Below are 18,180 nucleotides of genomic sequence, written 5' to 3'. Positions count from 1 at the left end.
CGAAGGGGTGCATGGGGTGAGCAGACGGTGGGAGGACCTGCTGGAGCAGGTCGCGCGTGAGCGCTACCAACGCCTCGTGGCGCACGCGACGCTGGTCTCGGCGTCGCCGTCCGACGCCCAGGACCTCGTGCAGGAGTCGCTGATCGCGGCGTTCTCCGGGCGGGCGCGGTTCGGGTCGGTCGAGCAGGCCGAGGCGTACGTGCGGCGGGCGATCGCATCCCGCGCGATCGACGCCGGGCGGCGCAGGACCCGCGAGGCGCGCCTCCTGGCACGGGCAGCCGCGCAGACGCCGAACACCGTGGTCGACACCGACCGGCTTCCCGGCGCGGACGTGGTCCGGGCGCTCGCGGCGCTCAGCCCGCGGGAGCGCGCGTGCGTGGTGCTGCGGCAGATGGAGGACCTGTCCGTCGCCGAGACCGCCTCCGTCCTCGGTCTGTCCGAGGGTGCGGTCAAGCGGTACACGTCCGACGGGCTCACGCGCCTGAACGCGCAGCTCGGCAGCACGGCGGACGCCGGTGAACGGATCGCTGTGCGGACCCTGGACACGACGGAGGTGCGCCATGAGCGATGAGCTGCACGCCCTGCTCGCCCGGGCGTCGAACGACATCGAGGGGTCCGTGCCGTCACTCGACGGGGGCCGGCTGGGTCTGGTCCGGGCCGCGGCCCGTCGTCGCCGGATCGTGCGGCGGACGGCCGAGTCCTTCGCCGGGGTCGGGGCGGTGGGGGTGCTCGGCGTCGGCCTGTGGTTCGGGCTGGGCGAGCGAGCCCCGGAGCCCGTGGAACCCGTCGTGACGCCGACCGTCACGACGAGCCCGACGACCACACCGACGACGACGCCGACACAGGACGCGGCGCCGACGGGACCGGTGGTGCGGGAGGAGTCGATCGACGACGCCGCCGTGCTCGCGCGGCTCGCCGCGCCCCGCACGGGCGAGGTGTGGCAGACGCCGACCCTGGTCCCGGACGTCCCCGAGCTCCGCCGGATCGACGGCGAACCCGCTCCTGCGTACCTCGTCGGCACGCACGGTGAGGCGTCGATCTACCTCACCGCCTGGGAGTTCGGGGGCTCCTGGCACGTCGACGGCCTGTTCGAGGTGGGCCCGCAGGGTGCGCGCCTGATCGCGTGCCCGAGCGCGCGGACCGTCGACGCGTGCGCCGACGAGCCGAACTACGTGCCGCCCCCGGGCGTGGTGCGGGACGTGGACACGTTCTACGACACGCTCACCCTGCCCGCGGCGGTCGACCTGGGCGACGGCTTCACGGTGACCACCACCGGTACCGCGCGATCGCCCGAGTCCGGGTTCGCGCTGTACGGCGACGCGGTCCCGATCGTCGACGCGGAGTACGAGCAGCGGGTGCTGCGGCAGCTCGGCCCGGTCGCCGTCGTCGCGCGGGTGACGACGTCGGAGGTCTCGGGCCTGACGAACCTCACCTACGGGGTCGCCACGCCGTTCGGCACGTTCGTGCGGCTCGACCCCCAGGACGTGCCGGGTGGCGAGTTCGCGGCGATCTCATGGGACGACGGCGTCGAGCGGTCGGCGTCGGCCGATGCCGACGACGACCGGGTGGTGCGCACCGTGGCACCCGGCGGGTACGCCTGCGCGTGGACGTCGTTCTCGGAGGCGGCCTCGCACGTGCCCGGCGACTGGCGGCCGGCCGGGACGACCCCCGGCGGTCACCGGGTCTACGTGCCGGTCGCGGGAGGCAACCCGCTCTCCCGGGCGGTGCGGGCCTGGCAGGAGGAGGCGTCCTCGACGATCGCACCGGAGGGGGTCGAGGGCGACGAGTACGGTGCGGTGCACGGTGCCGCCGCGGGCTACCCCTACACGTCCGACGACGCGTTCCTGCAGGCGAACGCGCTGTTCGCGATGCAGGGGCCGGCCGGAGAGTGGCTGCTCGGGATGCGGTCCGACGCCCTCCACGTCGTCTACGAGTGCGCCTGATCGGCGGTCTCGGTGACGGGCGGAGGCGTCGGCAGGACGTCGGGCGCGATGTCCGCGGCCTTCGTCGACACCCGGTGCAGCACCCACTCGAACGGCCCGCGCCCGACGGCCACGACCCAGAGCCAGCACAGCGCGATCGTCGTGAGGAGGAACGCGAGCCACACCTCGACGGTCGCCTGGTAGACGACGCCGTGCCCGAGGACGGCGATGACGACGATGTGCACGGTGTACGCGGTCAGCGCGAGCGACCCGACCGCCGCCAGGGGCGCGAGGACCCGCGGCCACCGGTCGCCGACGACGAGGCAGCCGGAGATCACCAGCAGCGCGACGCCGACGTTGCCGACGACCTCGAACGTGGTCGACGAGTGCGGCTCGGCGGTCGCCAGCGCCGCGGGCCAGCCCAGCACGTGCAGCGCGACCCACGAGCCGCCGTGCCCCAGGATCACGAGCCCCACGCCGGCCAGCGCGCCGAGGCCTCGCAGCCGGGTGGAGCGCAGGTCGCTGCGGCCGATCGCGAGCCCGACCAGCAGGTACGCCGTCCAGACGATGGCCGGGTAGTAGTGGCCGACGGTGATCTCGGTGAGCACGGTCGGCCGGGCGTCCTCGAGGGCGTCGGCGACTGCCTGGCCCACCGGGGGGCCGACGACGGCGACGACCCCGGCGGCGGTCAGGAGTGCAGCCCGCGACCACCGCAGCGCCACGCAGCCGAGGGCGAAGAGCAACCCGTACGTCGGCAGGATCACCACGACCGGCGTCGCCAGGATCACGAGGAGCGCCCCGAGCGCGAACAGGAGCAGCGCCCGCACGAGGATGCGCACGCGCGCCTGGACGAGTCGGGTACCTGTCACGGGGTTCGCGCTGCCGGAGAGCAGCGCCAGCGACAGGCCGGCCAGGACGACGAACAACGCGGCCGGCCGGCCGTCCGCCAGCTGCGAGAAGCCCCCCGGGGGGACGGGGCCGCGGTCGTCGGGACCGACGTGCGCGGTCATCATCCCGAGCACCGCGAGGCCACGGGCGACGTCGATCCCCACGATGCGGCGCATGGAGGGATGCTAGCGAGCCGGACGAGGCGCGCAATCTCGCATGTCGAAACGGTTCGTCCCGGTTATTGAACTCGGAGCCTCATCGATGATTACAGTTCGATGTGAACTCCCCGACGCACCCCGACGTGTACACCCACGGGCACCACGAGTCCGTGCTGCGCTCGCACCGCTGGCGCACCGCCGAGAACTCGGCGGCCTACCTGCTGCCGGCCCTCGTCCCGGGTACCCGGCTGCTGGACGTGGGCTGCGGCCCGGGCTCGGTCACGATCGACCTGGCGGCCCGCTTGGAGCCGGGCGAGGTCGTCGGCGTCGACACCTCCGCCGCCGTCGTGGAGATCGCGCAGAAGGCTGCCGCGGACGCGGGCGCGGACAACGTGACGTTCCAGGTGGCCGACGCGTACGAGCTGCCGTTCGCCGACGACTCGTTCGACGTCGTGCACGCCCACCAGGTGCTCCAGCACCTCACGGACCCCATCGCGGCCCTGCGCGAGATGCGCCGCGTGACGCGGCCGGGCGGGGTGGTCGCGGTGCGCGACGCCGACTACTCGGGCATGACCTGGTACCCGCAGTCGGACGGCCTGGACGAGTGGCTCGCGCTCTACCACGAGGTCACGCAGGCCAACGAGGCCGACGCGAACGCGGGCCGCAAGCTGCTGTCGTGGGTGCGCGAGGCCGGGTTCGAGCCGGACGGCATCGTGCCCAGCGCCGGTGTGTGGTGCTACGCCACCCCCGAGGACCGCGCCTGGTGGGCCGGGCTGTGGGCGGACCGCTCGGTCGCCTCCAACTTCGCCGCGCAGGCCATCGCGCACGGCCTCGCCGACGAGGTCGGCCTCGAGCTGCTCGCCGACGCGTGGCGCGAGTGGGGCAAGCAGCCCGACGGCTGGTTCGCGGTGCTGCACGGCGAGGTGCTCGCCCGGGCCTGACATAGGCTGCCGACGTGCGCATCGCAAGGTTCACCACCGGGGGAGACCCCCGTTACGCCCTGGTCGACGGAGCCCCCGGCTCCGAGGAGCTCGTGGTCATCACCGGTGACCCGCTCTACACCCCGGTCCAGCCGACGGGGGAGCAGATCCGGCTCGACGACGACAGCGTCCGCCTGTTGGCCCCTGTCATCCCACGCTCCAAGATCATCGGCGTCGGCCGCAACTACGCCGAGCACGCCGCCGAGATGGGCAACGAGCTGCCGCCCGCGCCGCTGCTCTTCCTCAAGCCGAACACCTCCGTCATCGGCCCGGACGACCCGATCGTCCTGCCCGACTGGACCGAGCACGTCGAGCACGAGGCCGAGCTCGCCATCGTGATCGGCAAGGTGACCAAGGACGTCCCCCCGGACCGCGCCCTGGACTACGTCTTCGGCTTCACCGTCGCCAACGACGTCACCGCCCGCGACGCCCAGCGGGCCGACGCCCAGTGGACCCGCGCCAAGGGGTTCGACGGCTCCTGCCCGGTCGGCCCGTGGATCGTGCCCGGCCTCGACGTCGACGACCTGTACGTCCGCGCCCGCGTCAACGGCGAGACGAAGCAGGACGGCCGCACCTCGCAGATGATCTTCGACGCGGCCTACCTCGTCTCCTACGTGTCCGAGGTGTTCACCCTCCTGCCCGGTGACCTCATCCTCACGGGCACCCCCGCGGGCGTGAGCCCGATCGTCGACCGGGACGTCGTCGAGGTCGAGGTCGAGGAGATCGGCGTGCTGCGCAACCCCGTCCTGCGCCGCCACTGAGTCTTCACGCGGACGGACGCGGAAAGTCGAGCACGCTGCGCAACCGGGTCCTGCGCCGCCACTAACCTGGAGCCCGTGACTTCCTCAGCCGTGCGTGTCCGCTTCTGCCCGTCGCCCACCGGTACGCCGCACGTCGGCCTGATCCGGACGGCCCTGTTCAACTGGGCGTACGCGCGCCACACGGGGGGCACGTTCGTCTTCCGCATCGAGGACACGGACGCGGCGCGCGACTCGCAGGAGTCCTACCTCCAGCTGCTCGACGCGCTGCGCTGGCTGGGGCTGGACTGGGACGAGGGCGTCGAGGTGGGCGGCCCGCACGAGCCGTACCGGCAGTCGCAGCGGATGGACCTGTACGCGGACGTGGTCCGCCGGCTGGTCGAGGGCGGGCACGCGTACGAGTCGTTCTCCTCTCCGGAGGAGATCGAGGCGCGCCACAAGGCCGCCGGCCGGGACCCGAAGCTGGGCTACGACGGCGTCGACCGGGACCTGACCGACGAGCAGAAGGCCGCGTTCCGCGCCGAGGGTCGGGAGCCGGTCCTGCGCCTGCGGATGCCCGACGAGGACCTGACGTTCGCCGACCTCGTGCGCGGCGAGGTGACGTTCAAGGCCGGATCGGTGCCGGACTTCGTCATCGTGCGCGCCAACGGCCAGCCGCTCTACACGCTGGTCAACCCGGTGGACGACGCTCTCATGGGCATCACGCACGTCCTGCGCGGGGACGAGCTGCTGTCGTCGACGCCCCGGCAGATCGCGCTGTACCGCGCGCTTCTGGAGATCGGTGTCGGGACCGGTGAGCCCGTGTTCGCGCACCTGCCGTCGGTGCTCGGCGACGGCAACAAGAAGCTGTCGAAGCGCGACCCGGAGTCCAACCTGTTCCTGCACCGGGACAACGGCTTCACCCCCGAGGGCCTGCTCAACTACCTCGCGCTGCTCGGCTGGTCGATCGGGCCGGACCGGGACATCTTCTCGATGGCGGAGATGACGGCCGCGTTCGATGTGGCCGACGTCAACCCGAACCCGGCGCGCTTCGATGTGAAGAAGGCCGAGGCCATCAACTCCGCGCACCTCCGGCTGCTGGCGCCCGACGACTTCCGCGACCGGCTGGTCCCGTACCTGCACCGTGGCGGCCTGGTCCCCACGGACGCGTACGCGGACCTGTCCGCGGAGCACCGCGCGCTGCTCGACGCGGGCGCACCTCTCATCCAGGAGCGGATCACGCTGCTGGGCGAGGCGGTCGGCATGCTCGGCTTCCTGTTCGTCGCCGACGACGCCCTCGAGATCGCCGACGACGCGCGTGGGGCACTGCGCGAGGAGTCCGGCGCGGTGCTCGACGCCGCGGCGAGCGCGCTGGCGGGGATCGACGACTTCACCACGGCCGCGACGCAGGAGGCTCTGCAGGCGGCGCTCGTCGACGGCCTCGGGATCAAGCCGCGTCTCGCGTTCACGCCGCTGCGCGTGGCGCTGAGCGGCCGTCGCATCTCGCCGCCGCTGTTCGAGTCGATGGAGATCCTGGGCAAGGCGTCCACGCTCGCGCGGATCGCGGCCCTGCGCGCGGCGCTGTGATGCGCGTCGACGGCGTCCTGTTCGACATCGACGACACCCTCGTCGACACGCGCGGTGCGTTCGGGCACGCCCTGTCCAACGCCGCCCGTCGGTACCTGCCCGACCTGCCGCCCGAGCGCTACCCGGACCTCGTGACGGTCTGGCGGGCGGATGTCGGAGGGCACTACGCGGCGTACACGCGCGGCGAGGTCGGCTTCGTCGAGCAGCGGATGACGCGGGCCAACGAGCTGCACGCGCAGTTCGGCGGACCGGTCCTGGACGCCGCCGCGTTCGCGGTCTGGGACGAGACGTTCCAGCAGGCGTTCGCCGACGGGTGGACCGCCCACCCGGAGGTCGACGTGGTCGTCGACAAGCTCCTCGCGGCCGGTCTCGCGGTCGGCGCGCTGTCCAACGCCTCCGTCGCGCTCCAGACCACCAAGCTCGAACACGTGGCCCTGCTCGACCGCGTGCCGATGCTGGTCGGCGTCGACACGCTGGGCGTCGGCAAGCCCGACCCGCGCGTGTTCGTCGAGGCGTGCCGACGGCTGGGGACGGCTCCCGAGCGCACCGCGTACGTGGGCGACGAGCTCGACGTCGACGCGGTGGCCGCCCGGGCGGCCGGGCTGCTCGGCATCTGGGTCGACCGGCCCGGCGGGCGTCGGCTGCCCCTGACGGACGCGGAGATCGCGGCGGCGGACGTCGTCGTCATCGAGTCCCTCGACGCTCTCCCGGCGGCGATCGGCCTCTAGCGCAGTCGCGCCCGGTAGCACTCCGTGCGGTACGGCACGTCGATCCACTCCCGGCCGCGCAGGTCCGGGTGGGTCGCGACGAGGCGGTCGATCTCGTCGAGCAGCGCGTCGCGCTCGTCGGGCGGCAGCAGGATCAGGTGGCTGCGGCTCGCGGCGAGGGTGCGCAGGTCGGCGGCGCGCAGCCGCTGCGCCCAGTGGAAGGTGGTGTGCTCGGGCTCGGTGAACGCGTCGCCGAGCGCGGGATCGCCGTAGCTCGTCTCCAGGCCGTCGCCCCGGTGCACGATCTCCGTCCACCGGGCGACCCAGTCGGTCTCCTCGTCGCGCACGTTCCACAGCGGGGCGACCTGGCCACCGGGACGCAGGACGCGGGCGATCTCTGCGGACGCGGCCGGCGGGTCCACCCAGTGCCACGCCTGCGCGATGGTGACGGCGTCCACCGACGCGGTCGGCAGGCCGGTGCGCTCGGCGGTGCCGGCGAACGCCTCCACGTCGGGGAGGACGGCGGTCAGCTCGGCACGCATCGCGTCGGACGGCTCGACGGCGACGACGTGCCAGCCGAGCGCCACCAGCCGCTCCGTGAGCTTGCCGGTCCCCGCGGCCAGGTCCAGGACGTCACGGGCCCCGTCCGGGACGGACCAGCGGACGGCCTCCTCCGGGTAGCCCGGCCGGGTCGCCTGGTAGACGGCCGCCGCACGGTCGAAGGAGGCGGCCCGGTCGTCGCGGTCGTCGGTGCTCATGGCACCGATCGTGCCCTGGACCGGGACGTCACGCCTCGGGCAGCGGGTCCAGGTACTCCAGGGCGGCCTGGTGGAGCTTCCCGTTGGACACCAGTGCCGACCCCCCGAACGGACCCGGCACGCCCCGGATCGACGTGAACATCCCGCCGGCCTCGGTGACGATCGGCACGAGCGCCGCCATGTCGTGCAGCGCGAGCTCCGGCTCCGCGGACAGGTCCACGGCGCCCTCCGCGACCAGCACGTGCGACCAGAAGTCGCCGTACGCCCGCGTCCGCCAGGTGCGCCGGGACAGGTCGAGGAAGGCGTCCAGCTGCCCGCGCTCCTCCCAGCCGCCCAGCGACGAGTAGGAGAGCGACGCGTCCTCGAGACGGTCGACGCCGGACACGTGGAGCTGGCTCGCGGCCGCGAGCGACTTGCCCGTCCACGCCCCCGAGCCCTGCGCGGCCCACCACCGGCGGCCGAGCGCGGGGGCGCTGACGACGCCCACCACCACCTGGTCACCGTCCAGCAGCCCGATGAGCGTGGCCCACACGGGCACGCCGCGGACGAAGTTCTTCGTCCCGTCGATCGGGTCGATGATCCAGCGTCGTGGCCCGTGGCCCGTGTCGCCCATCTCCTCGCCGTGCACGGCGTCGCGCGGTCGCGCCCGGGACAGCTGACCGCGCACGATCTCCTCCGCCGTCTTGTCGGCATCGGACACGGGGGTCAGATCGGGCTTCGTCTCCACGTGCAGGTCCTGCGCCTTGAACCGGGACATGGTCCACGAGTCGACCTGGTCCGCGATCACGTGGGCGAGGCGCAGGTCGTCGTCGTACCCGGGGCGCAGGCTCATGCCCGACACCGTAGTGGGTCGAGTTCGCACGTCAGGGACGTGCGGGCTCCCGGCTGTCCGGTTCGCCGCTGCCGAGCCGGCTGGCCAGCAAACGGCGGAAGGACTCGATGCGCGCCGCGCGGGCTGCCCGGGTCACGTCGTCGGCGGACGCCTCCACCCACTCGTCGAGCGCACAGTCCGGGGCGTCGTCGGCGTGCGTACAGCCGCGCGGGCACTCCTCGGCGACCGCGGCGAGGTCGGCGAAGGCGCCCAGCAGGTGCTGCGGGTCGACGTGCGCGAGCCCGAACGACCGCACGCCGGGGGTGTCGATCACCCAGGTGGGCTTCGTGGTGCCCGGCACGCGCAGTGCCACCGCGGAGCTCGACGTGTGCCGCCCGCGGCCGGTCACGTCGTTGACGATGCCCACCGCGCGGTACGTGCCGGGCACGAGGGCGTTCACCAACGTCGACTTGCCGACGCCCGAGTGCCCGACGAGCACCGACGTCTTGCCCTCCAGCGCCGCCCGCACGTCGTCCAGCCCGCGGATGATCCGGCCGCCCACCGACTTCTCCGCACTGGTGACGACGACCTCGACGCCGATCGGCGCGTACATCCCGACCAGCTCGGCAGGATCCGCCAGGTCGGCCTTGGTGAGTGCCAGCAGCGCGTCCATGCGGGCGTCGTAGGCGGCGGCGACGCACCGGTCGATCATGCGGGTGCGCGGCTCGGGGTCCGCGAGAGCGGTGACGATCACCAGCTGGTCGGCGTTCGCGACGATGATCCGCTCGACCGGGTCGGTGTCGTCGGCCGTCCGCCGCAGCACGGTCCGCCGCTCGGTGATCCGGACGATCCGGGAGAGCGAGCCGTCGTCGCCCGACGTGTCGCCGACGATGTCCACGCGGTCGCCCGGGACCACGCGGTCACGGCCCAGCTCACGGGCCTTCATCGCGATCGCGACCCGCTCGTCGGGACCGTCGGGGTCCACGAGGATGGCGTAGCGGCCGCGGTCCACGGCCGTGACCAGGGCGCTCTCGGCGTCGGCGTGCTCGGGGCGCTGCTTGGTCCGGGGGCGCGAACCACGACCAGGACGGATACGGACGTCCCGCTCGTCGTAGCGCCGCGTCCCCATCAGGCCAGCACGGCCGATCCGGCGAGCATGCCACCCCAGAGACCCACGAAGTCCGGGAGCGTCTTGGCGGTCGTCGCGACGTCCTCCACCTCGACGTCCGGCACCCGGAGGCCGACGAGCGCGCCCGCTGTGGCCATCCTGTGGTCCTCGTACGTGTGCCAGGTGCCGCCGGTCAGCGGTCGCGGCGTGATGACGAGGCCGTCCGACGTCTGCTCCGCCTGCCCGCCGAGCCGCGTGATCTCGGCGGCCAGCGCGGCGAGCCGGTCGGTCTCGTGGCCGCGCAGGTGGGCGATGCCGCGGAGCCGGGTGGGGGAGTCGGCCAGCACGGCCAGCGCGGCGATCGTCGGCGCGATCTCCCCGGCGGCGTGCAGGTCGAGGTCGAGCCCGTGGATCGTGCCGGTCCCCGTCACGGTCAGCACGTCGCCGTCGAGGCGCGTCGTGGCGCCCAGGCGCTCGAGGATGCCGGGCAGGAGCCCGCCGGGCTGCGTGGTGCTCGTCGGCCAGCCCGGCACACGGACCGTGCCCCCGGCGACGAGGGCCGCGCACAGGAACGGGGCCGCGTTGGACAGGTCCGGCTCGACCCGGACGTCCCGGCCGGCGATCGGACCGGGCGCGACCTGCCAGATCGCGGGGCGGGAGTCGTCGACCTCGACGCCGGCCTCCCGCAGCAGCGCGACCGTCATCTCGATGTGGGGCAGGCTCGGCAGCGTCCGCCCCGTGTGGCGCAGGGTCAGACCGCGCTCGAACCGGGCGGCAGCGAGCAGCAGCCCCGAGACGAACTGGCTCGACGCCGATGCGTCCACGTCGACCTGGCCGCCCCGCACGGAACCGCGACCGTGCACGGTGAACGGGAGGTGGCCGGGCTCCCCGTGCTCCTCGACCCGGACGCCCAGCGTGCGCAGCGCGGTGAGCACGGGACCCATCGGCCGGGCCAGGGCGGAGTCGTCCCCGTCGAACCGGACCGGTCCGTCGGCGAGCGCGGCGACGGCCGGCAGGAAGCGCATGACGGTCCCCGCGAGGCCGCACTGGACCGTCACCGCGCCCCGCACCGCACCCGGGGTGACCACCCAGTCGGCACCGTCCTCGTCGATGCGCGCGCCGAGGCCGCTCAGCGCGTCCCGCATCAGCAGGGTGTCGCGGGAGCGCAGGGCGCCCCGCAGGCGACCGGGGGCGTCGGCGAGCGCGGCGAGGACGAGGTACCGGTTGGTGAGGGACTTCGAGCCAGGCACGTCCACGAGCGCGTCGAGCGGGCCGGTGGCGAGCGGTGCGGTCCAGAGATCCATGACACCCAGGCTAGTGGGGGTGCCCGTCGAGCCCGGTAGACGTCTCAGTCCGAGGCCTTCGCCGCGGCGTGGTCCGAACGCGCCTTCTGCACACGCCAGCTGATCCCGGGACGCCCCTCCAGGTCGACTCCGGCGATCAGGGCACCGCCGGTGAACGCGAGCGCGCGTACGAACCGGTCGCGACGCGCCCGGCGGAGCGCAGGGTCCTCGCCCTTGACGCGCTTGAAGGGCAGGTTCAGCACGATCAGCGGCGCGGTGAGGACCGCCAGCGCGAGCGCGGCCGTGCGGGGCGCCTTGCCGACGGCGAGCAGCACCCCCGCACCCGCCAGGGCGACACCGTGCGCCTGGACGATCGAGGTCAGCTGGCGGTCGCTGAGCTCGTAGCCCAGCGCCTCACCGGCCGGCCCGTCGCGGACGGGCTCGGGCAGGCGGGCGCGCAGCGTCGTCAGCGCACCGCGGGCGTCGGCGGCGTGCGCGGCGGGGTGCCGGACGACGTCGAGACCCTCGGTCACGAACCACGAGGCGAACAGGGGACGCGCAAGACGACGCAGCAGCACGGCAGCTCCTCCTACAGGGCGCCGCCGGCGGCCGACGGTGCGTCGGCGGACTCGCCGCCGTCACCGATCTGCTCGCGGGCGACGTAGTTCTCGAGGTCGAACAGGTTGTCGCCGGCACGCGTGGCGACGGTGAGCAGGGTGGTCGCCGACGCGACCTCCTCGACCTGCTCCTTGAGGAACCACAGCAGGAACTGCTCGCCCAGGGCGTCACCCTCGGACCGGGCCGCCGCGAAGATCGCCTCGATCTGCGCGGTGACCTGCTTCTCCTGCTGCAGGGCGAGGCCGATCGGCTCGGTGACCTGGGTGAAGTCGTTGCGCACCGAGCTCCCCCCGGGGATGGCGACGGGCAGGTCCCGGTCGAGGAGGTACTGCACGATCATCAGCGCGTGGTTGCGCTCCTCGATGGCCTGCCGGTAGTAGTGCCGCGCCAGCTGGGGGAGGTCCTGCCCGTCGAACCACACGGCGATCGCCACGTACTGCTGGTGGGCGTCGAACTCGTGGCCGATCTGCTCGCGGAGCAGGCGCAGGAAGGTGGACTCGTCGGTGGTGCTCGTCATGCCGCCAACCTAGTGCGGAGGCGCAGCCCTGGCGACGCATGAGCAGAGCTGGGAATGGGACACGCCGCCGTGCCGTTGTGGCCACCATGAGCTTCGCTACCGAGACGCGCCCCGCGCTGCCCCCCGTGACGGGGTGGGTGATCGGTATCCCCGTGGACACCCTTCCGGTCCAGTGGCCCGCGCAGATGCAGCCGTCCGGGGTGAATGTGGTGTACCCCACGCCGGTCGGTGGTCCCGCGCCTGCGGGGCTAGGCTCGACCGCGATGAGCGAGGACACGAACCGCGCGCCTGAGGCCGAGGGCGACGCGGCACGGACCGAGAGGTTCGAGGCGGAGGCGCTGGTCTACCTGGACCAGCTGTACGGCGCTGCCCTGCGGATGACGCGCAACCCGGCGGACGCCGAGGACCTGGTGCAGGAGACGTTCGCGAAGGCGTTCGCCGCGTTCCACCAGTACCGTCCGGGCACCAACCTCAAGGCCTGGCTGTACCGCATCCTGACCAACACGTACATCAACTCGTACCGCAAGAAGCAGCGCGAGCCCCAGCAGTCCCGGTCCGAGGAGATCGAGGACTGGCAGCTGGCCCGCGCCGAGTCGCACACGTCGAGAGGTCTCCGGTCTGCCGAGGCCGAGGCGCTCGACCACCTCCCGGACTCCGACATCAAGGACGCGCTGCAGCGTCTCCCGGAGGAGTTCCGGATCGCGGTGTACCTCGCCGACGTCGAGGGCTTCGCGTACAAGGAGATCGCCGAGATCATGGGGACGCCGATCGGGACGGTGATGTCCCGTCTGCACCGCGGCCGCGCCCAGCTGCGCGAGCTGCTGTCGGACTACGCGCGGGGGCGTGGTCTGGTCGGGGTGGCCCCCACCGCGCCGGAGGGCGAACGATGAACGAGAGTGACCTGTCGGCGGGCAACTGCGGCAACAACTGCGCCGACGCGCTCGACCGCCTGTGGGAGTACCTGGACGCCGAGCTCGGCGCGCCCGACGCCGAGACGGTCCGCGCTCACCTCGCCGAGTGCGAGGGCTGCCTCGAGGAGTACGACGTCGACGTCGTCGTCAAGACGATCGTGCGTCGCGGGTGCCAGGAGGCGGCGCCGGACAGCCTGCGTCTGCGCATCCACGAGCAGCTGACGGTCATGCGGGTCACGCAGGACTGATCGACCGACGACGGAAGGCCCGGCGCAGCAGATGCTGTTCCGGGCCTTCTGACTACCAGTCGCCGAACGCTCAGGCGTTGGGACGGTTGCCGTGGTTCGCTGCGCTGCCCTTGCGGGAACGGCGCTTGCGGCCTCGCTTGCTCATCGGATCTCCTCGGGTTCAGGCGCCCGTGCTGCGCGCCGGACTCGCTCCATCGTCCCACATATCGTGCGGCCTCAAGTGCGGGGCCCCGGCGTCCGATATCCAGAGCGTGAGTCAGCCGACACAGTCCGTGATCCCGTTCCTGCACGCCCTCGCGAGCACGGGCGGCTCCGACCTGCACTGCAAGGTGGGGTCAGCCCCGCGCGTGCGTGTCGACGGGCGGCTGCGCAAGCTGCAGGTGCCCGACCTCAAGCCCGCGGACACCGAGCGGATGCTCGAGGAGGTCCTGCCCGACGACCTGGTCGACCAGTTCCGCGAGAACCACGAGGCGGACTTCGCCTACTCGGTCTCCGGCGTCGGCCGGTTCCGCGTGAACGCCTACCAGGCGCGCGGCACGTACGGCATGGTCTTCCGCCGGGTCGCCGTGGGTGCCCAGGCGCTGGCCGAGCTGGCGCTGCCCGAGGTCATCGGGGAGCTCGCGCTGGAGCCTCGTGGGCTGGTCCTCGTGACCGGACCCACCGGGTCGGGCAAGACGACGACGCTGGCGTCGATGGTCGACCTCATCAACACGCTGCGTGAGGTCAACATCGTCACCATCGAGGACCCGATCGAGATCCTGCACCAGGACAAGAAGTCGATCGTGTCCCAGCGCGAGGTCCGGCAGGACACCGCCGACTTCACGGTCGCGCTCCGCGCCGCGATGCGCCAGGACCCGGACGTGATCCTCGTCGGCGAGATGCGGGACGTCGAGACCGTGCGCGCGGCCCTGTCCGCCGCCGAGACCGGCCACCTCGTCCTGTCGACGCTGCACACGATCGACGCGGCCGAGACGATCAACCGCATCATCGACTTCTTCCCGCCGCACGAGCAGAAGCAGGTCCGCATCGCGCTGGCCCAGGCCCTGCGCGGCATCGTGTCCCAGCGCCTGGTCCGGCTCGCCGACGGCACGGGCCGCCGGCCGGCGATCGAGGTCATGATCAACACGGGCCGCACCCGCGACGCGATCCTGGACCCCGAGGACGCCCCGCCGCTGATCGACCTGATCAAGGAGGGCGACTTCTACAAGATGCAGACGTTCGACCAGCACCTGTTCCAGCTGGTCCGGGACGACATCATCACCTACGACGAGGCGCTCTCCGCCTCGACCAGCCCGCACGACCTCACGGTCGAGCTGCGGCAGGCCGGCCTCGTGTCCTGAGACCCTCCACGAGAAGAGCCCGCGACCACCCGGTCGCGGGCTCTTCTCGTTCGTGCAGACGCGATATGACGCGAGATCTTGCGTCCCGGCCGAACGCGATATAACGTGTTTGAAGGAACGAGATATATCGCGAATGGGAGAGCATCATGGCAAGCGAGTCCTGGGTCGTCGCCGGCCCGCAGATCATCGAGATCGAGGCGATCACCAGCCTGCGCGTGCAGCTCGCGGGTGGTCGCGTCGACGTCGTCGCGCACGACGGACCCGGTGCCCGGATCGAGGTGCACGCGGTCGACGGCCGGCCCCTGGAGGTCAGCCTCTCCGGTGACGGGGAGCTCCGGGTGGGCTACCAGTTCACGCTGGGCGGCTGGGACGGGTTCCTGGAGAAGTTCCGGAACTTCAGCGGCAAGGACAAGGCCGACGTGCACCTCGCCGTCCCGCGCGAGGTGCACGCGAAGGTGGGCACCGTCTCCGCCGACGGCCTGCTCGCCGGGATCGAGCAGGACGCGTCGGTGTCCACGGTGTCCGGCACGCTCATCACCGACGGCACCCGCGGCCGGCTCAGCGCCAACACGGTCTCCGGCGAGATCGTGGTCCGCGACCACCGCGGCGACCTCAAGCTCAACACCGTCTCCGGCGAGCTCGCCGCGTCGGGGGAGCTGAGCCTCGTGCAGGCCAACTCGGTCTCGGGCTCGCTGACCTTCGACGTGACGTCCGGGACGTCGAGCGTGACCGCGACGACGGTCTCCGGAGACGTCACCGTCCGCCTTCCCGAGGGCAAGGGCGTGCAGGTCAAGGGGCAGTCGGTGTCCGGGCGCCTCGTCGTGGACGGCGAGGAGTACAAGGGCACGACGCCGGGGCACCGCAAGGTCGACCTGCGCACCGGTGACGGGGCGTGCTTCGTGTCGTCCAGCACGGTCTCCGGGCACCTGACGGTGCTGCGCGGCGCCGGGACCGGGGTCGCGTGATGATGGCGCCCGTCTTCGCGCACGGACAGCTGCGCCTCTACCTGCTGTCGCTGCTGGAGAGCGGCCCCAAGCACGGCTACGAGCTCATCACGGCGCTCTCGGACCGGTTCGGGGGTACCTACCGCCCCAGCCCGGGCACCGTCTACCCGCGGCTGGCCCGTCTTGAGGAGGAGGGCCTGGTGCAACGGGTCGACGAGGAGCGCAAGAGCACGTACGCGCTCACGGAGGCCGGCTACGCCGAGCTCGACGCGCGCCGGGCCGAGCTCGGCCACCTCGAGGAGGGCATCGCGGAGTCCGTCCGGGAACGCGCCGCCCAGGTGCGCGAGGACGTCCGCGGGTCCATGCGCGGGCTGCGCGCGGACCTCGCCGCGGCCGCCCAGCAGGCCCGGGCGTCGGCGGTCCCGCACGCCGCGGGGGCACCGGACGACCCGCGGCTCGCGTCGCACGTGCGGTACCAGGACGCCGAGGCGATGATCCACCGTTTCCGCGACGAGCTCCGGGCCGACCTGAGGCGTGCCGATGCCGGCGGGCGGGTCGAGCAGCTCACCGTCGACACGCTGCGCACCGTCCTGGACTCGGCGCTGACCGCCGTGCGCGGCACCCTGCGCTGACGCTGGACGCCGTCGGCCGGCGTCGTCGGGACGGGTCGCCCGACGGCGTCGTCGTCAGGCGGCGTCGTCAGGCGGCGTCGTCCGGCAGGCCGAGCCAGGCGTGCCAGCCGGTGTGCAGCACCAGCCAGGCCATCAGGCCGTACCCGGCCTGACCGGGCAGCACGCCGTCGCCGGCCGCCAGGTCGCCGAGCCACTGGTCGTGCGCGGCGAGCGGTGTGTAGGTGTCCACGTACGGCACGCGCCGTCGGGCTGCGACGTCCGCGAACGCGGCGGACAGGTCGGCGAGCTTCTCGCTCTCGGCCGTGGCGCCCGGCGGCGGGCCGACGACGAACGCGGGGATCCGTCGCTGGTCGGCGACGTCGAGGATGTTGGCGAGGTTGAGCCGGCTGCGGGCCAGCGAGAGGCCGGCGGCGACGTCGGCGCGACCGAGGGCGATGACCAGACGGTTGTCGGTGTCGGGCGACCAGCGGCGCGACGTCTCGTCGTCCCACCGCGCGCCGAGCGCCGTCGTGGTCTCGCCCGGTACTGCGAGCGTCAGGACGGTGAGCGGGTCCGGCGTCGGCGTCCTGGCGGTCACGCGACCGACCCAGCCCAGCCCCTTGGGGTCGCCTGCCCCGGCGACGAGCTCGTCACCGACCACCGCCAGTCGCAGCGGCAGCTCTCCCACGCGCGTCACCTCTCGCCGTCCGACCCCGACACGCCGTCGGGTGACGGCCGTCGTCGCACAGTGTCTCAGGGTGCGACGACAGCCGCGGGTTCATCGACGGGCCTGTCGTGGGTGGAACGTGTGAAGCGTTGCGGGCAGGTCAGGCGCTGCGATAAGGGTGGCTGGGCAGGTCGGAGACGGCGTCCGACCAGTCGGAGTGGGACGCGGGCGGCTGTGCGCTGCCCAGTCCGTCGTGCCGCAGCGTGACGACGAGGCGGGCGACCAGCCAGGTCGCTGCGACGAGTGCGAGGACGATCCAGAAGGTGGTCATGGCAGAAAGTCTGCGCTCGACGAGAACGCGCCACGAGTGGCAGAACTGACGATGACCGTTGACATTCCGCCAGGCGACGTCGGATGCTGGCACCATGCTCCGATCCGTCGCCGTCATCGTCCTGCCGAACGTCGCGCCGTTCGAGCTGGGGGTCGCCTGCGAGGTCTTCGGCATCGACCGCCGCGACACGGGCGGACCTGCGTTCGACTTCACCATCTGCGGCGTCGAGCCCGGGATCGTCAGGACCAAGGACGCCGGACACTTCTCGATCGTCGTCGAGCACGGACTGGAGGCGACGCGCGACGTCGACCTGGTCGTCGTGCCCGCCTACGGCAGCTCCGGCCCCGTGCCCGAGGTCGTCCTCGACGCCCTGCGCGACGCGCACGCGCGCGGGGCGTGGGTCCTGAGCATCTGCAGCGGCTCGTTCGCGCTCGGTCAGGCCGGGCTGCTCGACGGCCGGCAGTGCACCACGCACTGGATGTACACCGCCGAGCTGGGCCAGACCTTCCCGCAGGCCCGCGTGAACCCTGCGGTCCTCTACGTCGACGACGACCGGGTGATCACCAGCGCGGGCACCGCGGCGGGGATCGACGCGTGCCTGCACCTCGTGCGCCGGGAGCTCGGCGCGAGCGCCGCGTCGGCGATCGCCCGGCGGATGGTCGTGCCACCGCACCGCGACGGCGGCCAGGCCCAGTACGTCGACACGCCGCTGCCGTGCGACGCGGACACGCTCGCCCCTCTGCTCGCGTGGATGGTCGAGAACCTCGAGGAGGAGCTGAGCGTGCCCGACCTCGCCGCCCGCGCGTTCGTGTCGGAGCGGACGTTCGCCCGCCGGTTCCGCGCCGAGACCGGGACCACCCCGGCGGCGTGGGTCACCCGCCAGCGCGTCGTGCGCGCGCAGGAGATGCTCGAACGGTCCGACGCGAGCATCGAGGAGATCGCGCGGCTGTGCGGCTTCGGCACGGCCGCGGTCCTGCGCCACCACTTCGCGCGGACGCTCGGCACCAGCCCGCAGGCCTACCGACGGACGTTCGCGCCCGCACCCGTCTCCTGA

General features: G+C 72.9%; 22 protein-coding genes. 12 read left to right on the top strand and 10 right to left on the bottom strand.

Features of this window, described 5'->3' with window-relative positions; genetic code table 11:
* The first annotated feature begins 16 nt into the window (after positions 1–16).
* Both ASF78_RS17610 and ASF78_RS17605 read left to right on the top strand, forming a co-directional pair.
* A complete protein-coding gene (locus ASF78_RS17610; RefSeq protein ID WP_056592519.1) occupies positions 17–571 on the top strand; it encodes an RNA polymerase sigma factor in 555 nt (184 codons plus the stop codon).
* The gene (locus tag ASF78_RS17605; protein ID WP_056592516.1) at positions 561–1,943 is read left to right on the top strand and encodes a hypothetical protein; all 1,383 of its coding nucleotides are present in this window, start codon (positions 561–563) and stop codon (positions 1,941–1,943) included. The genes ASF78_RS17610 and ASF78_RS17605 overlap by 11 nt, the downstream gene beginning before the upstream one ends.
* On the opposite strand, the gene ASF78_RS17600 is transcribed toward ASF78_RS17605, so the two are convergent.
* Positions 1,928–2,986, bottom strand: a complete 1,059-nt coding sequence (locus tag ASF78_RS17600) for a heparan-alpha-glucosaminide N-acetyltransferase domain-containing protein (RefSeq protein ID WP_056592514.1) — start codon at positions 2,984–2,986, stop codon at positions 1,928–1,930. The genes ASF78_RS17605 and ASF78_RS17600 overlap by 16 nt on opposite strands.
* A gap of 101 nt (positions 2,987–3,087) precedes the next feature.
* On the opposite strand from ASF78_RS17600, the gene ASF78_RS17595 reads away from it, so the two are divergent.
* The 4 genes from ASF78_RS17595 to ASF78_RS17580 all read left to right on the top strand — a co-directional run bounded on the left by ASF78_RS17595 (position 3,088) and on the right by ASF78_RS17580 (position 7,000).
* On the top strand, positions 3,088–3,909 hold the full coding sequence (locus tag ASF78_RS17595) for a methyltransferase domain-containing protein (RefSeq protein WP_056592511.1): 822 nt from the start codon (positions 3,088–3,090) through the stop codon (positions 3,907–3,909).
* A 14-nt stretch (positions 3,910–3,923) separates the two neighbouring features.
* On the top strand, positions 3,924–4,709 hold the full coding sequence (locus tag ASF78_RS17590; RefSeq protein WP_056592508.1) for a fumarylacetoacetate hydrolase family protein: 786 nt from the start codon (positions 3,924–3,926) through the stop codon (positions 4,707–4,709).
* A 75-nt stretch (positions 4,710–4,784) separates the two neighbouring features.
* Positions 4,785–6,272 carry a glutamate--tRNA ligase gene (gltX, locus tag ASF78_RS17585; RefSeq protein ID WP_056592505.1) on the top strand — a complete coding sequence of 496 codons (1,488 nt, stop codon included), beginning with the start codon at positions 4,785–4,787 and terminating at the stop codon, positions 6,270–6,272.
* The gene (locus tag ASF78_RS17580) at positions 6,272–7,000 is read left to right on the top strand and encodes an HAD family hydrolase (protein WP_056592504.1); all 729 of its coding nucleotides are present in this window, start codon (positions 6,272–6,274) and stop codon (positions 6,998–7,000) included. The genes gltX and ASF78_RS17580 overlap by 1 nt, the downstream gene beginning before the upstream one ends.
* Here ASF78_RS17580 and ASF78_RS17575 read toward each other — a convergent pair.
* From ASF78_RS17575 to ASF78_RS17550, 6 genes are read right to left on the bottom strand one after another with little or no spacing between them, the layout of a single operon-like run.
* The gene (locus tag ASF78_RS17575) at positions 6,997–7,737 is read right to left on the bottom strand and encodes a class I SAM-dependent methyltransferase (RefSeq protein WP_056592501.1); all 741 of its coding nucleotides are present in this window, start codon (positions 7,735–7,737) and stop codon (positions 6,997–6,999) included. The two genes, ASF78_RS17580 and ASF78_RS17575, sit on opposite strands and share 4 nt — an antisense overlap.
* Positions 7,738–7,765: 28 nt before the next feature.
* Positions 7,766–8,569, bottom strand: a complete 804-nt coding sequence (gene hisN / locus ASF78_RS17570; RefSeq protein WP_056592498.1) for a histidinol-phosphatase — start codon at positions 8,567–8,569, stop codon at positions 7,766–7,768.
* A gap of 31 nt (positions 8,570–8,600) precedes the next feature.
* Positions 8,601–9,677, bottom strand: a complete 1,077-nt coding sequence (gene rsgA / locus ASF78_RS17565; protein ID WP_056592495.1) for a ribosome small subunit-dependent GTPase A — start codon at positions 9,675–9,677, stop codon at positions 8,601–8,603.
* Positions 9,677–10,960 (bottom strand): 3-phosphoshikimate 1-carboxyvinyltransferase, encoded by a 1,284-nt coding sequence (gene aroA / locus ASF78_RS17560; RefSeq protein ID WP_056592492.1) that lies wholly within the window; start codon positions 10,958–10,960, stop codon positions 9,677–9,679. Before aroA ends, rsgA begins: the two co-directional genes overlap by 1 nt.
* 44 nt (positions 10,961–11,004) lie before the next feature.
* Positions 11,005–11,517 carry a hypothetical protein gene (locus ASF78_RS17555; RefSeq protein ID WP_056592490.1) on the bottom strand — a complete coding sequence of 171 codons (513 nt, stop codon included), beginning with the start codon at positions 11,515–11,517 and terminating at the stop codon, positions 11,005–11,007.
* 11 nt (positions 11,518–11,528) lie between these two features.
* A complete protein-coding gene (locus ASF78_RS17550; RefSeq protein WP_056592487.1) occupies positions 11,529–12,074 on the bottom strand; it encodes a ferritin in 546 nt (181 codons plus the stop codon).
* Positions 12,075–12,259: 185 nt separating this feature from the next.
* Between ASF78_RS17550 and ASF78_RS17545 the strand changes: the two genes are divergently transcribed.
* Both ASF78_RS17545 and rsrA read left to right on the top strand, forming a co-directional pair.
* The gene (locus tag ASF78_RS17545; RefSeq protein ID WP_082495178.1) at positions 12,260–12,964 is read left to right on the top strand and encodes a sigma-70 family RNA polymerase sigma factor; all 705 of its coding nucleotides are present in this window, start codon (positions 12,260–12,262) and stop codon (positions 12,962–12,964) included.
* Positions 12,961–13,233 (top strand): mycothiol system anti-sigma-R factor, encoded by a 273-nt coding sequence (rsrA, locus tag ASF78_RS17540; protein WP_056592481.1) that lies wholly within the window; start codon positions 12,961–12,963, stop codon positions 13,231–13,233. The genes ASF78_RS17545 and rsrA overlap by 4 nt, the downstream gene beginning before the upstream one ends.
* 70 nt (positions 13,234–13,303) lie before the next feature.
* On the opposite strand, the gene ASF78_RS23430 is transcribed toward rsrA, so the two are convergent.
* Positions 13,304–13,378: a 50S ribosomal protein bL37 gene (locus ASF78_RS23430; RefSeq protein ID WP_155859599.1), complete on the bottom strand. Its 75-nt coding sequence runs from the start codon at positions 13,376–13,378 to the stop codon at positions 13,304–13,306.
* Positions 13,379–13,484: 106 nt separating this feature from the next.
* Between ASF78_RS23430 and ASF78_RS17535 the strand changes: the two genes are divergently transcribed.
* From ASF78_RS17535 to ASF78_RS17525, 3 genes are all read left to right on the top strand, one after another.
* The gene (locus tag ASF78_RS17535; protein WP_056592478.1) at positions 13,485–14,573 is read left to right on the top strand and encodes a type IV pilus twitching motility protein PilT; all 1,089 of its coding nucleotides are present in this window, start codon (positions 13,485–13,487) and stop codon (positions 14,571–14,573) included.
* A gap of 146 nt (positions 14,574–14,719) precedes the next feature.
* Positions 14,720–15,538: a DUF4097 family beta strand repeat-containing protein gene (locus ASF78_RS17530; RefSeq protein ID WP_056592475.1), complete on the top strand. Its 819-nt coding sequence runs from the start codon at positions 14,720–14,722 to the stop codon at positions 15,536–15,538.
* 2 nt (positions 15,539–15,540) lie between these two features.
* Positions 15,541–16,149, top strand: coding sequence for a PadR family transcriptional regulator (locus ASF78_RS17525; RefSeq protein WP_056592818.1), 609 nt, complete (start codon positions 15,541–15,543; stop codon positions 16,147–16,149).
* A gap of 67 nt (positions 16,150–16,216) precedes the next feature.
* Here the strand turns inward: ASF78_RS17525 and ASF78_RS17520 are convergent, their stop codons facing one another.
* Positions 16,217–16,816: a GDSL-type esterase/lipase family protein gene (locus ASF78_RS17520; RefSeq protein WP_056592472.1), complete on the bottom strand. Its 600-nt coding sequence runs from the start codon at positions 16,814–16,816 to the stop codon at positions 16,217–16,219.
* Positions 16,817–16,955: 139 nt separating this feature from the next.
* Positions 16,956–17,126, bottom strand: a complete 171-nt coding sequence (locus ASF78_RS22470; RefSeq protein ID WP_156374220.1) for a hypothetical protein — start codon at positions 17,124–17,126, stop codon at positions 16,956–16,958.
* A gap of 94 nt (positions 17,127–17,220) precedes the next feature.
* Between ASF78_RS22470 and ASF78_RS17515 the strand changes: the two genes are divergently transcribed.
* The gene (locus ASF78_RS17515; RefSeq protein ID WP_056592469.1) at positions 17,221–18,180 is read left to right on the top strand and encodes a GlxA family transcriptional regulator; all 960 of its coding nucleotides are present in this window, start codon (positions 17,221–17,223) and stop codon (positions 18,178–18,180) included.

The sequence above is a fragment of the Cellulomonas sp. Leaf334 genome (assembly GCF_001424195.1).
In the GTDB taxonomy this organism is placed as follows: domain Bacteria; phylum Actinomycetota; class Actinomycetes; order Actinomycetales; family Cellulomonadaceae; genus Cellulomonas.
Note: the sequence above shows the minus strand (reverse complement) of the source record. Positions and strands in the feature narration are given on the sequence as shown.